This window comes from Methanobrevibacter sp. AbM4 (assembly GCF_000404165.1).
Taxonomy (GTDB): domain Archaea; phylum Methanobacteriota; class Methanobacteria; order Methanobacteriales; family Methanobacteriaceae; genus Methanarmilla; species Methanarmilla boviskoreani.
In genome coordinates, this window is sequence record NC_021355.1 from 1,607,076 (window position 1) to 1,620,713 (window position 13,638).

Sequence of the window (13,638 nt, forward strand, 5' to 3'; positions counted from 1 at the left end):
AATAAAAATTAATAGTTTAAAAAAATATTATTTTTTAATAAAGAGATGTAAAAATCAAAAAAATTCAAGTGATGAAGAATGTTAAATGACTTACAAAAAGAGATAATAGAATTAAAAGAAGAGAAAAATGCAATAATACTTGCACACAACTATCAAAAAAAGAAAGTTCAGGAAATTGCAGATTTTATTGGAGACTCCTTAGAGTTGTGTCAAAAAGCAAGCCAGATTGAAGACAAGGATATTGTCGTTTTCTGTGGTGTGGACTTTATGGCAGAAACAGCCTATATATTAAATCCCAATAAAAAGATTTTAATTCCAAATGCCGAGGCAGACTGTCCAATGGCAAATATGTTATCTGCAGATCAGATAAGGGAAGCTAAAAAACAATATCCCGATGCTGCTGTAGCATTATATGTAAACAGTACAGCAGATGCAAAAGCTGAAAGTGATATTCTTGTAACATCCGGAAATGCTAAGAAGGTTATAAACACAATTGATGAGGACACCGTACTATTTGGACCAGATACAAATCTTGCAAAATATACAGAACAGTTTACCGACAAAAAGATCATACCTATTCCAGGAGACGGACACTGTTTTGTCCATAAGATGTTTACAATAGAAGACATTGAAAAGGCAAGAGAAAAATACCCTGATGCACAGATTATTGTTCATCCGGAATGTAATAAAGAGGTTCAAGATGCCGCAGATTATGTATTAAGTACCGGTGGAATGATGAAACACGTTAAAGAAAATGACGGTGTATTTGTACTTGGTACAGAAGTAGACATGATATCAAGACTTGAACTTGAAGTTCCGGATAAGGAATATTATCCTTTACGTGAGGATGCCGTATGTGGAACTATGAAATTACACACACTTAAATTGATTAAAGAGTGTCTTGAAAATGAGGAACCTGAAATTAAGTTAAGTGACGAATTAGCCGAAAAATGTAGAAAATCTGTTGAAAGGATGTTAGAAGCTTCCAAATAATCCCATTTAAAGATTATTTTTACATCTTTTTATTTAGTTTCAAAATAAAATTTCAGATACTAGTTTTAAATAGTAAAAAAGATATATTAATAAAGGGCTTATATTAACTAGCCCAATATTTATTGAAAATAGTAGAGTGCATATTTAAACTTTTTTTAAATAATTAGATATTCACCCCCTTTTCTAATACTCTACTATTTCTAAATATTTATACAATATGATAGAAACAATAATTGATAATATTTCTTTAATCAAGATACTAATTTTAGCAATAAGAATTTTTAAAAAGATATAAGTTTCTTATGGAAAAATCAAAATAGCTATTTTTATAGGATATCCTCAAGAAATCCTGAAAGATATACAAGCATCTCTATTTCTTCACGGGCTTTAAAATCATCGAAACGATAGTGAGCCAAATCAGAAATAAAAGGATAGTACTTATCTGTAAAATACATGGTGATAACCAATTTACCATCTTCAACAGTATGTTCATCTTCCAGATTTTCAGACAAATATTTTAAAGACCTATCATCAAGATTGGATACCGTATAAACTATAAAGTTCCTATTTTTTTCTAAAGTACCATAGTTTGTAATATTTACATCCATCATAATAAACACTTAAAATCAAATATCATTAAATTTCCAATTAATAGAACTGAGACATGAATTCTTTAATGTCATCCTCAACTTTATCCAGTTCACGGGATCCGATATGGCCATTGATTGAATCAAAAATTACAAGTTTTGAATCCCTAATCATTTTATCCATAGGTATTGCATCTAATTCCGGTGGGAAATATTGATCCTGATTAATCGCAATAATTAAAACCCTAGCCGCAATATCCTTTAATCTATCTCCAATATCATAATCCAAGGTAGCCTCATTTCTATAAACAATGTCATTAATATCATCAAGACTCTCATCGGCAAGCATGTCCTCAATGTCCTGATCTATTTCCATGTTGGTTCTGTTTCTGTAGTGCTGTCTTGAAAAACCATAATTAAACATTATTTCATTTGCAAGTCTAAATGTCCTATTTAATTCCTCGGTTTCAATATAGTCTCCATTATTGTAATCAGGACATGTCTTTACAATGTCGTCCATTATACGTGAAAGGGCATAGTTATGGCCCCCTACCTTGTAACTGCTTACAAGGGAAATGACGAAGTCCACCGTATCAGGATAATATGATGCCCATGTCAAAGCCGTAAAACCGCCCATCGAATTTCCAATTATGCCTTTAACATGTTCAATATTGAATTTTTCCATTAAAAATTCCCTTTGAAAATCAACCATATCCAAAATCGTATAATGGGGAAAGTCACCTTTTAAATCTGTCATTGATGGTGAAAGAGATCTCGGAGAACCTAAAGCACTTAATGATATGAAAAATAGTTTATCAGTATCAAATACCTCCCCGGGGCCAGTGATATTTTCAATACGCCTTATTGAACCATAATCCCCATCGGAGCCATGGCAATAAATTACCGCATTAGTGATATTACCTTCCCCATCATATATTGGAGTGCCTATTGTGATATATTCCACATCAACATCTTCAAGTGTTTCACCATTTAAAAATTGAAACTTATCCAACGTGAAATATTCTGCCTTATCAAAATCAATATCCTTAAACAATCTTAAACCTCACAGCAATAAATCAATATTATCTTTCAAGATTTAATTATAAATATTTTAACTTTACAAATTCCAATAAAATAACTAAATTTATTAAATAAAATTAAGAAAGATATGATAGATGAATTATAAAACTATTGAAGAACCTAATACAGAAGAAACCTATGATTTAATTGAGGCAGGTCTTCGTAAAAAAGCCATGATAACTTTGTTTACCTACTGTAAAGTTGAATATGAGGGAAGGGCACTTAGTCAACTTGGATATGGTGAACGTATGATTCTAATAAAACCTGACGGATCATTTCTAGTACACCAGGATAGAAAGGTCGAACCTGTAAATTGGCAGCCACCTAAATCAAAAACAAGAGTATTTATTCGGGACGGCAAAGTCATAATAGAAAGCAATCGTAGAACCCCTAAGGAAAGATTAGAGGTTTTGATTGAAAAAACATTTATCGGAACCTATGCGGTTGTCGAGGATTATGAGGAACTTGAACAGGCAGGTTATGAGAAGGACATGGGGGATATGATCATGGAAAATCCCCATATCATTGAGGAAGGATTTAAACCAACAGACAGGGAATACAATGTCGAACATGGTTTTATTGATATTCTTGGAAAAGATTCCGATGGAAATCTAATGATTCTTGAATTAAAATCTCGTAAAATTGGAATAAGTGCCGTAAAACAGATAAAGAGATATATTGATGATTTAACCAATACAGAAAATAGATCCCTTAGACTTGGAGTTGAGAAGAAAAAAATAAGAGGCCTTCTTGTAGGACCTAAAATCGATGAGGATGCAAAGGAAATGATTGAAGAGGAAGGTATTGAATTTGTAGAATGTGAACCTCCAAAGGAATTAAAAAGGGATAAAAAAACAACATTAGATAGTTTCTTATAAAAATGATTAAGGGATAATATGAAAAGATGTAAGCATTGTGGTACAGTAAATGAGGACTGGGCAAGATATTGCAATTACTGTGGAAACCCATTAAATGAAGAAAATCCAGATGAATTTAACAAAGAAAATAGTTTCAATCAAGCAGATACCCTTTATCCGGAAGACCACCACAATCTTATTTTAATAAGTTATATTTTAGCTATCATATTTGGATGGGGCTGGATTCCACTACTCCTAATTAGTTCATTAAGTAATATTGGTGTCTTTGGTTTCTTCGGATTGTTTTTACCATTTTATTTAATTAATTCACCTAATAAAAACCTTAGAAAACATGGATATATACAACTTGTTATATGTGTTGTGGGATTTGTCATATCCGTCCTTTTAATGTTATCCATGTTTAGAATCAGATAGTTAATAAAATAAGGAATCTAATAGCTGTTTAAATAATATGGATAATATGATTTTAAAGATAGTCTCATCTTTAATAGATAAGATATATTTTAAACAGGCAAAAATAAAAATTATTAGTTTCAGATTAATGAAAATAAAAATTGGTTTCTAATTAAATAGGACAAGTTTATAATATATGAATTAAAAGCATGTCTGAAAAATGTATATAAATAAAATATGAAAAGAACCAGACACTGAAAAGCCCATAAACCAATAACTAAGAGTATGACTACTCTTGATTAGCTTGTTTTTGTAACTTTTTAATCTCTTCCATGTGATGGTTTACAGTAAACTGATTTGCAGGTTTTGAAGCTGTAATACTGTGTTGCTCCTTAACTAATTTATATATCAGATATTGGTCGGTTGCAAGATCTATCTCCACATCATCGTCTAAAAGTTCCAAATCATTGATTTCTTTAATAATGTTATCATATTCCTTGCTCTCAAGGGCTACCAGATCATCAACAGACATTGAAGATAGCTCAGGATTCAATTGACTTCCCAAAGCCACAATACCATTGACTTTCCTACCGCCCATATCAAACTCGGATTTTCTAATCTCTTCCATATTAAACAACACATGTTTTTTAGTAACATTAGTAACAGGAATTTCATCAGATGTTCCAACAAGATTTAATTTATACTCATTTTTCCAATTACCTACTTTATAAATTGCATAATCTATATTACTACATTTAATTGTATAAGTTTCATCGGCCATAATAACTATTCCTTTAAGAATTTTAATTATTAATATATTCTATCAAGCCATTAATAAAACTTTTATTAAATCAATCTACAAATATTAACTTATATTATAGTGTGGGGAGATATGATGGTAAACTTAAAAGTCGGACTTTGTCAAATCAATGTAGTGGATGATAAAGACAAGAATATTGAAAATGCAATATCCATGATTAAGGAGGCCTGTAAGAGGGATGTAGACCTTGCAATACTGCCAGAGATGTTTAACTGTCCATATGAAAACAGCAAATTTATTGAGTATGCTGAGGAAAAGGATGACAGTAAAACGCTTAGGGCCATTGGTAAAACAGCCAAAGAGGAAGATGTCTACATTTTAGCGGGGTCAATTCCTGAAAAGATCAATGATAGAATATACAATAGCAGTTATTTCTTTGACAACACAGGCAACATTATAGGGAACCACAAAAAGATGCATTTATTTGACATTGATGTCAAAGGTCAGATATCATTTAAGGAATCAGATACATTAAGTCCGGGAGATAGTTTTAATATAGTTAACACGACATTTGGAAAAATTGGACTTGGAATATGCTATGACATACGTTTTGTAGAACTTGCACGTATACTTACCCTTGAGGGGGCAGATATTCTTATTTATCCTGGAGCATTTAATCTAACAACAGGACCTGCACACTGGGAAACTCTTTTTAAATCAAGGGCATTAGATAATCAGGTCTATACAATTGGTGTTGCACCGGCATTAAACAAAGATGCCAATTATAATTCCTTTGGACATTCACTTGTAGCAAGTCCCTGGGGAGATATAATAAGTGAATGTGGATATGAAGAGGAGTTAAAAATAGTGGATATTGATTTAGATAAAATCGAAACCGTAAGAGAAGAGATTCCTGTTTTAAAAAATAGACGTAGGGACCTATATGAAATAAATAAAAGGAAGTAGCTTAATAAAATAGAATTATATCACTTCAAGCTGACAATCAATATAAGTCTCCAAGTAAAAAAAAATTATTTCCTCATACTTTTCCAAACGGGACCGTCCAAATAAGAACATTCCATATTATCAAGATATTTTAAGTATAATTTCCATGGAATGGCAAAAGTAAAGTATTGACTTTTTATAGGTTCCTTCATGGCACGTCGTCCAGCCAGATCAAGTAGACCTAAGACTCCATGAGAGTCTTCCTTTTCTGCCTCATCAAATACATAGATTCCAATTGATTGACATGCAGAACTTTGAGGAGTCATGACATGATTAACTTCATCCCTTAAAGAGGTATCAAATTGGAGCAGAACTGACAGTTCCATAGGATTTACAATAAATATAATCGAATCAGCTATTTCTCCATCTTTTAAATCTTCAAAGGGTTTAAATACAACATATTTTTCCGGGTTATTATATATTGGAACCTTTTTATCCATAAATTCATATGCCTGATTATAATTGGAATATATTCTCTCACCACATTCAAACATATCACGTACAGCAGGCGGTTTTTCGCTACAGAATTTTTGATAGTTCTTTTTATCTTTTGCATCCTTAAGACCTGTTGATAAGAATGATGCATAAATATCTATACCTGGTTCACCTTCCTTAAAACCATTACCAAAACCTAAACCAGTAAGTCCCCCATTACAGGAGGTAGTATTCTTTTCAAAAACAACCGTTTGCCTATCAAATATAACTTTATTTAAATAGCTCATTATACAGGATCTTCCCTTATTTGATTTAGGTCCTATAGCACCATCAGGTTTTTCATTGGTTTTAACAAGTACAATAGGTTTAAAACTACATCCCAATAAATTTGCAATCTTAGAATCCATATTATCATAACCCGAAAAAAATAGTAAAATCAAAAAAGTTGATTAATTATAGAAATAAAAAAAGATTATTTTGTAAGTTTGTCCAATCTTTTCTGGAACCATTCCTCTTTTCCAGGATTTAATCTAGATAAATTTTCGATAGCTGTATTTAAAACCCTTACCTCATCGTCATACCTGTTTGTCTTACGGTAGATAATAGCCGCTCTTTTATAAGGTTCCTGACTTTTAGCACCTTCCTTAATATGTATTTCATATTCCCTTGCAGCTTCCTCGGGATCTTCTTTCTCTAAAGCTTTAATATCTTTCATAGGTTTTGCTTTAGATACTGTAGGTTTAGCTCCTAATTTCATTAATTTATCTGCTTTTTTAAGTGCTTTCTTACAAGATTTCTTAAAATCTTCATCCTTCTCAGCACGTCTTGCCTTTTTAATAAGTGCAACTGATTCCGGTGTTGCAAGATCTCCCAGTGCATAAATAGCTGAAAGTCTTACACCCCAGTCATCATCTTCAAGACCCTTTGCAATATCATCCATCTTATCTCTTGCTTGAAGTGAACCTAAACCCCTAATAGCTGTTTTTCTAACACCAAAATCCTCATCATCAACAGCACTTACAAGGGCATCAATCGTTTTATCACTATATGTTTCCTTAAGTGCAAAGGTTAAAAATCTTTTATCCTGACCAGATGCATTATTAAATTTAGCAATTAATTTATCAACTGCCAAATCACCCATGTTTCCCAAGGTTTGGGCAGCTTTAAATCTTACTTGTGCATTATCATCAGTAGTTGCTTCAATTAAAGGATCAATAGCTGCCTCATCAGTTACTCCATCTAAACTTTTAACAGCATCCTTTCTTATCTCCACATCATCATCTTTAAGTTTTAAAATCGCTTCTTCAACAGTGTATTTTCCCATAACAATACCTCATAACAGTGGTTATATAGATTAAAAATCAAAAATAATAGAAATATAATTTTAATCAATAATATACATCTCATATTAACTCATATACTATTAAATTCTATCTAAATAATATATAACTTCAATAAATGCTAATTAGATTTAATTTATTAATTAATTTATTAATATTTTTCGAAAAAATATTTTAAAGCATTTGAATAAATAAAATTTATATAAACAATATTTTTAAAATATTACATAGAATTTCATCTATTTTTTAGAAAAAAATTAATATTTGATAAAAATGATTAAGAAACAGAACAAGGAATACTCCAAGGAAGAGATTTATGAAATTCTTCACCCATGGGTTCGTGAGTGGTTTGATAAAAACTTTGACGACTTTACTCCCGCTCAAAAACGTGCCATTCCTGAAATCCATAAGAAGAATAATGTTCTTATATCCTCACCAACTGGTTCTGGAAAAACTTTAACAGCATTCTTATCAATTATATCCGAACTAACTACCTTAGCAGATAAAGGGGAACTTGAGGATAAAGTGTACTGTATCTATATTTCCCCCCTTAAGGCATTAGACAACGATATTGAAAAGAACCTAGATGAGCCATTAAGGGAGATTGAAAGGATATCCAAAAAGGAATTAGGAATTAGAAAAGCAATAAGAACAGGAGATACCACCCAATATCAAAGACAAAAAATGCTTAAAAAACCGCCACACATTCTTATTACAACACCGGAAACCTTGGCCATTTTACTTGTAGCACCTAAATTCAGAGAGAAATTATCCCATGTTAGATATGTGATAATTGACGAGATACATTCCCTTGCAAATAACAAAAGAGGAACACATTTAAGTTTATCTCTTGAAAGATTAAATGCCCTTGTTGGAGGATTTGTAAGAATAGGTTTATCTGCAACAGTCGCCCCCCTTAAAGAAATAGGAAGGTTTCTTGTTGGATGTGAATATGGTGTTGAAAGAAACTGTAAACTAATAGACATAAACTACCTTAAAGAATTAGACCTTGAGGTTATGAGTCCTGTAAGTGATATTGTCATTGCGGACAATGAGGATACCCGTGTCGGGATGTATGTAATAGTGGATGATTTAATTCAGGAACATGAAACAACACTCATCTTTACAAACACAAGAAGCGGTACCGAGAGTTTTGTATATAACCTTAAGAAAATGTTTCCAGATCATTATAATAACAATAACATAATGGCCCACCACTCCTCACTTTCAAAAGAAATCAGACTTAAAACAGAGGAAAAACTAAAGGATGGTAAATTAAAAGCCGTGGTATCTTCAACATCCCTAGAACTTGGTATTGATATTGGATACATCGATCTTGTAATACTTATAAACTCACCGAAATCTGTATCCCGTGCACTTCAAAGAATTGGAAGAAGCGGTCATAGACTACATGAAAAATCCAAAGGAAGAATAATTGTAACAGATAGGGATGATCTTGTAGAGTGCAGCGTACTTTTAAAAGATGCAAAAGAAGGTAGAATTGATAGAATCAATATCCCCACTAACTGTTTAGATGTCCTGGCACAACACATTTATGGAATGGCCATTGAAAATCCATGGGATATAGATTATGCATACGACATTATAAGAAAAAGTTATTGCTATAAGGATTTATCACGTGATGACTATGAAGATGTATTAAGCTATCTTGCAGGAGAGTATACGCCACTTGAGGAAAGATATGTCTATCCAAAGATATGGATTGACTATAAGGAAAACACATTTGGAAAACGTGGAAAACTAGCACGTGTCTTATATTCCACAAATATTGGAACCATACCTGACAGGTCAGGCGTACTTGTAAAATGTGATGGTGAAGTTGTTGGAAGGATTGAGGACTATTTCCTTGATAGACTAAAACCTGGAGATACATTTGTTTTAGGAGGTACAACCCTCAAATTCAAATATTCGAAAGGAACAGTTGCATATGCTTCACCTGCAGGAGGACCTCCAACCATACCACGATGGTTTTCCCAACAATTACCCCTATCCTATGATCTGGCATTAGATATTCAGAAATTTAGAGCCAATATGGAAACTAAACTCCAGTATAACAAGGGAAAAGAAGATGTTTTAAATTATATACATGAATATCTATATGTTGATGATTTTGCAGCAAATTCTATCTACGAATATTTTAATGAACAATTCCTATATGGGGAGATTTCCTCCTATAAAAAATTAGTAATTGAATATTATAAAGGATTTGGAGGAAAACGCTTTGTGGTTTTCCACTCCCTCTTTGGTAGAAAAGTAAATGATGCACTTTCACGTGCAACAGCTTATATTGCAGCAAGAGACTATAATACAAATGTAACAATATCAATTTCAGATAATGGATTTTATTTAAGTGCCGATAAAGGCACTATTGGTGGTCTTGAATCATTTGAGAAATTGAATACTGAAAATTTTGAAAAAATTTTAATAAAGTCCCTTGACAAAACCGAAACACTGGCACATAGATTTAGAGACTGTGCTGGAAGATCACTTATGACACTAAGACATTATAAGGGAAATAATAAATCAGTTGGTCGCCAGCAAGTAAGGGGGAAGATATTACTTAAATATGTTCAGGAAATGGACAATAACTTCCCAATATTAAATGAGGCGAGAAGAGAAGTTACAGAGGATTATATGGATATGGAAAATGCTTTAGAAGTAATAAAGGCAGTTGAAAACAAAGACATGGAAATTAAAACAATCAACACAGTAATTCCTAGCCCATTTGCATTTAATCTAGTTTCACAAGGTTATTTGGATGTATTAAATCAAAATGACAAAGTAGAATTTACAAAAAGAATGCATAAAGCTATTTTAAAGGAAATTAAAGAGAAATTAAAAAATGAATATGATTAAATACAGGACAAATTCTTAAACTAAAGGTGAGATAATGAGATTGGTAATTCAAAGAGTCAAGTCAGCAAGTGTTAAAGTTGATGATGAGGTAGTTGGTAAGATCGGCAAAGGTTATATGGTTCTTATAGGTATTGAGGAAAATGACACAGAAAAGGAAGCGGATTATCTTGTAAGAAAATTATTGAGATTAAGAGTCTTTGAAGATGGCAATGGTAGAATGAACTTATCCATACAAGATATTGAAGGTGAAGTACTTTTAATTCCAAATTTCACATTATATGGAGATACAAGCCACAACAACAGACCGTCATTTGCAAGAGCCATGAATGGTGAAAAGGCAGAGGAATTATTCAATTATTTTACTAGAAAATGTGGTGAACATATTCCCGTTGAAACTGGTGAGTTTGGAGGGTTTATGGACATCAATCTTAGAAATTATGGGCCGGTTACCATCATTATGGAAAAGGAGTTCGATGATTAAGGTTTAACTAAACCAGAATACCATAATTTAGAAAATAAATTAAAGATAAATTAAATTTAGGTTTAACTAAATTAAAACATCATAATTTATCAAATAAAATAAAATAAAATAAAATAAAATAAAATAAAATAAAATAAAATAAAATAAAATAAAAAATAATTAAAAATTCAATTAAAATAAAAATTATAATCCGATAGAAAGTTAAAGATAGATACCTAAAATTAATTAAGAATATTTATAGGTTATCTTTATAGAATTTTTCAATCTTATCAAATGGGATGACATCAAGATTATCATATAAATCCACATGCACAGCACCTGGAATAATATATAATTCTTTATTATCCCCAGATAATTTTTCAAAACAATCCCTACTAAAGTAACAGGAATGTGCATCTTCACCATGTATCATTAAAATTGGACTTTTAATTTCATCCCCAAATCTCAATATTGGAGTGTTGATTAATGATAATGAAGATGTAACATTCCAACCACCATTGGAATTTAAGGAACGTTTATGATAACCACGTTCAGTTTTATAATAATCATGGTATTGTTTTACAAAAAGAGGAGCATCTTCAGGTACAGGATCTACAACCCCTCCTGCCCTTTTATAGGTACCATTCTTAAAATCATCGGTTCTTTGGTTGTTTAACTCTTTTTTCATTTCATACCTTCCATTTTCATCAACAGAATCAAAATAACCATAAGCCGTTACTCTAGGCATATCATACATTGTTGAGGTAACCGTGGCTTTAATTCTAGTATCAATAGCTGCTGCGTTAAGGGCCATTCCACCCCAGCCACAAATTCCTAAAATTCCAATTCTTTCAGAATCCACATTATCCCGAACGGATAAGAAATCTACAGCTGCTTGGAAATCCTCAGTATTAATATCAATAGATGCCACATTACGTGGATTACCTCCACTTTCTCCAGTAAATGATGGATCAAAGGCAATGGTTAAAAATCCCCTTTCAGCTAGTATCTGAGCATATAAACCAGAAGATTGTTCTTTAACAGCACCGAATGGTCCAGATATTGCAATGGCTGCCAATTTACCTTCATAATCTTTAGGTTCATATAAATCTGCAGCTAAGGTTATGCCGAATCTATTTGTAAATGTAACCTTTTTATGATTTACCTTATCATTTTCTGGAAATACTTTATCCCACTTACTTGTTAACTCTAATTTTTCACTCATACTATCACCATTAACAATTTTAAAATAATAAAAAAATTTTTAAAAAAAATTCACAAATCTAATTAATCCTATATATACATATAAAAATTTTATTCTATATATATTTATTCATTTTTTAAAAATCATGAATATATAAAGATTTAAGATTATAAAAAATCGACGAAAACAAGTAAAGTTTTGAAATATTAAAATAAATAGTTAAAAATTAAAAAAAATTAAGAGTTATCATTTGGTTTAATAAGCATGGGATTATAACCTTTAAAATGTTTAAATATAGAAATGATTAATTTTAAAGTACTACCAACAAGGAATGCTGAGATAATAGTACCAATCCCAACACTACCTAAAGACCTAATCATTGCTAAACAAATGATTAAAGATATTACAACCATTGAAGTATCAAAACAAATCTTAACCTTTTCAAATGGCATTCCACTTACAATACTTATAGCAGCCATAGCTCCTTCCCCTGCAAGAGGAATTAATTTTGGTGGCAAATATAAGAATATTCCAAAAGCAATAGCCACAATACTGATTGCAATATAAATTAATGAAATAATGATATTTGATGAACTTGGAATAAAAGATAATAAATATACTGAAAATGAAGTAAAATAACCAAATACAATACCTACAGGCACTTGTAATAATTGTTTATATTGAAAAGACTTTCTTAAAAGTAAAATTTGTAATACAACAAGACTACAATGGAATATGATAGTGGCCATTCCAATTTCAATACCCCAAACAACAGTCATTGTATAAGGTATCGTACTGACTGGAGATACACCTAAATTGGATTTGATGGAAAAAGCGATACCTACAGTCATTATAAACAAACCAACAAAATAATTAATTAATCTTGTTCTTGCTTTCAAATTTAATCACATTATATAATAACTTAAACAGCATTAAAAAGATTAATGGTATTGTATAAATTAATATCTTTATATTGTAATTAAAAATAAAAAGATGTAAAAATTAAAATCATTTATAATAAAAAAATTATAAATTGGAAACCTTTGCTTAAAGAAATTATGGAAAATTAGTATTCTAATTGCTCCGCAATACAAAATTGACAAATAGCTTTAGGATTATCTACATTATTCTCTTTTACAGGACAATAATAAACACCATCATCGTATTCAACTTCTAACTCACCAGGGAATTTAGTGCCAACAGGATGAATTGGCTCTTCTAATACAAAAGTAGTATAAAGGGAGATTATTGCATAAATAGATCTGAATGCCTCACTTCTCATAACATCCTTATCACCAATCTCATAATAATTGTTTTCAAGCATTACAACAAACTTTACAAACTCATCAAAGTCAAAAGTTTCACTATCATAATCATTCTTATCGTCTTTAATGTCATTTATTCTTAAAATAAAATATTTACAATAAGTTTCAAAGAAATCTTTCTTATGTTTTCCTTGAACAAACTTCAATCCTTCCCATAACTCGTTAGTACAATTCATTTGATCAAAGACAGAAATAGTTTTTGATTTATCCTTTAATATTTCAACTAAATCTTGTTTAAAATCGTCCTGACCTTTTATCATATCATCTAGTTCTGCAAACATATATATTACCAGAAAAAACA

At 31.1% G+C, this 13,638-nt stretch carries 14 protein-coding genes; 6 read left to right on the forward strand and 8 right to left on the reverse strand.

Annotated features, from left to right (window positions below):
• The first annotated feature begins 78 nt into the window (after positions 1–78).
• Positions 79–993 (forward strand): quinolinate synthase NadA, encoded by a 915-nt coding sequence (gene nadA, locus ABM4_RS06805; RefSeq protein ID WP_016358944.1) that lies wholly within the window; start codon positions 79–81, stop codon positions 991–993.
• Between the two features lie 326 nt (positions 994–1,319).
• On the opposite strand, the gene ABM4_RS06810 is transcribed toward nadA, so the two are convergent.
• Both ABM4_RS06810 and ABM4_RS06815 read right to left on the reverse strand, forming a co-directional pair.
• A complete protein-coding gene (locus tag ABM4_RS06810; RefSeq protein WP_016358945.1) occupies positions 1,320–1,604 on the reverse strand; it encodes a DUF5750 family protein in 285 nt (94 codons plus the stop codon).
• 37 nt (positions 1,605–1,641) lie between these two features.
• The gene (locus ABM4_RS06815; protein ID WP_016358946.1) at positions 1,642–2,634 is read right to left on the reverse strand and encodes an alpha/beta fold hydrolase; all 993 of its coding nucleotides are present in this window, start codon (positions 2,632–2,634) and stop codon (positions 1,642–1,644) included.
• Between the two features lie 121 nt (positions 2,635–2,755).
• Between ABM4_RS06815 and nucS the strand changes: the two genes are divergently transcribed.
• Entirely contained in the window at positions 2,756–3,538 is a 783-nt protein-coding gene (gene nucS, locus ABM4_RS06820; RefSeq protein WP_016358947.1) for an endonuclease NucS, read from the forward strand.
• A gap of 18 nt (positions 3,539–3,556) precedes the next feature.
• Complete coding sequence (locus tag ABM4_RS06825; protein ID WP_016358948.1) at positions 3,557–3,952, forward strand: zinc-ribbon domain-containing protein; 396 nt, start codon at positions 3,557–3,559, stop codon at positions 3,950–3,952.
• Between the two features lie 268 nt (positions 3,953–4,220).
• Here ABM4_RS06825 and ABM4_RS06830 read toward each other — a convergent pair whose 3' ends face one another.
• The gene (locus ABM4_RS06830) at positions 4,221–4,712 is read right to left on the reverse strand and encodes a hypothetical protein (protein WP_016358949.1); all 492 of its coding nucleotides are present in this window, start codon (positions 4,710–4,712) and stop codon (positions 4,221–4,223) included.
• 114 nt (positions 4,713–4,826) lie between these two features.
• Here ABM4_RS06830 and ABM4_RS06835 point away from each other — a divergent pair, with 114 nt between their 5' ends.
• Complete coding sequence (locus tag ABM4_RS06835; RefSeq protein ID WP_016358950.1) at positions 4,827–5,657, forward strand: carbon-nitrogen hydrolase family protein; 831 nt, start codon at positions 4,827–4,829, stop codon at positions 5,655–5,657.
• A gap of 65 nt (positions 5,658–5,722) precedes the next feature.
• On the opposite strand, the gene ABM4_RS06840 is transcribed toward ABM4_RS06835, so the two are convergent.
• Positions 5,723–6,538, reverse strand: coding sequence for a DUF169 domain-containing protein (locus ABM4_RS06840; protein WP_016358951.1), 816 nt, complete (start codon positions 6,536–6,538; stop codon positions 5,723–5,725).
• A gap of 65 nt (positions 6,539–6,603) precedes the next feature.
• Positions 6,604–7,455, reverse strand: a complete 852-nt coding sequence (locus tag ABM4_RS06845) for a HEAT repeat domain-containing protein (protein WP_016358952.1) — start codon at positions 7,453–7,455, stop codon at positions 6,604–6,606.
• 289 nt (positions 7,456–7,744) lie between these two features.
• On the opposite strand from ABM4_RS06845, the gene ABM4_RS06850 reads away from it, so the two are divergent.
• Complete coding sequence (locus tag ABM4_RS06850; protein WP_016358953.1) at positions 7,745–10,348, forward strand: ATP-dependent helicase; 2,604 nt, start codon at positions 7,745–7,747, stop codon at positions 10,346–10,348.
• A gap of 34 nt (positions 10,349–10,382) precedes the next feature.
• Positions 10,383–10,829: a D-aminoacyl-tRNA deacylase gene (dtd, locus tag ABM4_RS06855; protein ID WP_016358954.1), complete on the forward strand. Its 447-nt coding sequence runs from the start codon at positions 10,383–10,385 to the stop codon at positions 10,827–10,829.
• Between the two features lie 235 nt (positions 10,830–11,064).
• On the opposite strand, the gene ABM4_RS06860 is transcribed toward dtd, so the two are convergent.
• From ABM4_RS06860 to ABM4_RS06870, 3 genes are all read right to left on the reverse strand, one after another.
• A complete protein-coding gene (locus ABM4_RS06860; RefSeq protein ID WP_016358955.1) occupies positions 11,065–12,033 on the reverse strand; it encodes an alpha/beta hydrolase in 969 nt (322 codons plus the stop codon).
• A gap of 215 nt (positions 12,034–12,248) precedes the next feature.
• Positions 12,249–12,911, reverse strand: coding sequence for a YitT family protein (locus ABM4_RS06865; protein WP_016358956.1), 663 nt, complete (start codon positions 12,909–12,911; stop codon positions 12,249–12,251).
• Between the two features lie 167 nt (positions 12,912–13,078).
• Positions 13,079–13,618, reverse strand: coding sequence for a DUF2115 domain-containing protein (locus tag ABM4_RS06870; RefSeq protein WP_016358957.1), 540 nt, complete (start codon positions 13,616–13,618; stop codon positions 13,079–13,081).
• Positions 13,619–13,638: the final 20 nt, after the last annotated feature.

Excerpts from the sequence above, each read along its gene's own strand:
- nadA (WP_016358944.1), top strand. The coding sequence starts at position 79 with ATGTTAAATGACTTACAAAAAGAGATAATAGAATTAAAAGAAGAGAAA.
- ABM4_RS06810 (WP_016358945.1), bottom strand. The coding sequence starts at position 1,604 with ATGATGGATGTAAATATTACAAACTATGGTACTTTAGAAAAAAATAGG.
- nucS (WP_016358947.1), top strand. The coding sequence starts at position 2,756 with ATGAATTATAAAACTATTGAAGAACCTAATACAGAAGAAACCTATGAT.
- ABM4_RS06825 (WP_016358948.1), top strand. The coding sequence starts at position 3,557 with ATGAAAAGATGTAAGCATTGTGGTACAGTAAATGAGGACTGGGCAAGA.
- ABM4_RS06830 (WP_016358949.1), bottom strand. The coding sequence starts at position 4,712 with ATGGCCGATGAAACTTATACAATTAAATGTAGTAATATAGATTATGCA.
- ABM4_RS06835 (WP_016358950.1), top strand. The coding sequence starts at position 4,827 with ATGGTAAACTTAAAAGTCGGACTTTGTCAAATCAATGTAGTGGATGAT.
- ABM4_RS06840 (WP_016358951.1), bottom strand. The coding sequence starts at position 6,538 with ATGGATTCTAAGATTGCAAATTTATTGGGATGTAGTTTTAAACCTATT.
- ABM4_RS06845 (WP_016358952.1), bottom strand. The coding sequence starts at position 7,455 with ATGGGAAAATACACTGTTGAAGAAGCGATTTTAAAACTTAAAGATGAT.
- ABM4_RS06850 (WP_016358953.1), top strand. The coding sequence starts at position 7,745 with ATGATTAAGAAACAGAACAAGGAATACTCCAAGGAAGAGATTTATGAA.
- dtd (WP_016358954.1), top strand. The coding sequence starts at position 10,383 with ATGAGATTGGTAATTCAAAGAGTCAAGTCAGCAAGTGTTAAAGTTGAT.
- ABM4_RS06860 (WP_016358955.1), bottom strand. The coding sequence starts at position 12,033 with ATGAGTGAAAAATTAGAGTTAACAAGTAAGTGGGATAAAGTATTTCCA.
- ABM4_RS06870 (WP_016358957.1), bottom strand. The coding sequence starts at position 13,618 with ATGTTTGCAGAACTAGATGATATGATAAAAGGTCAGGACGATTTTAAA.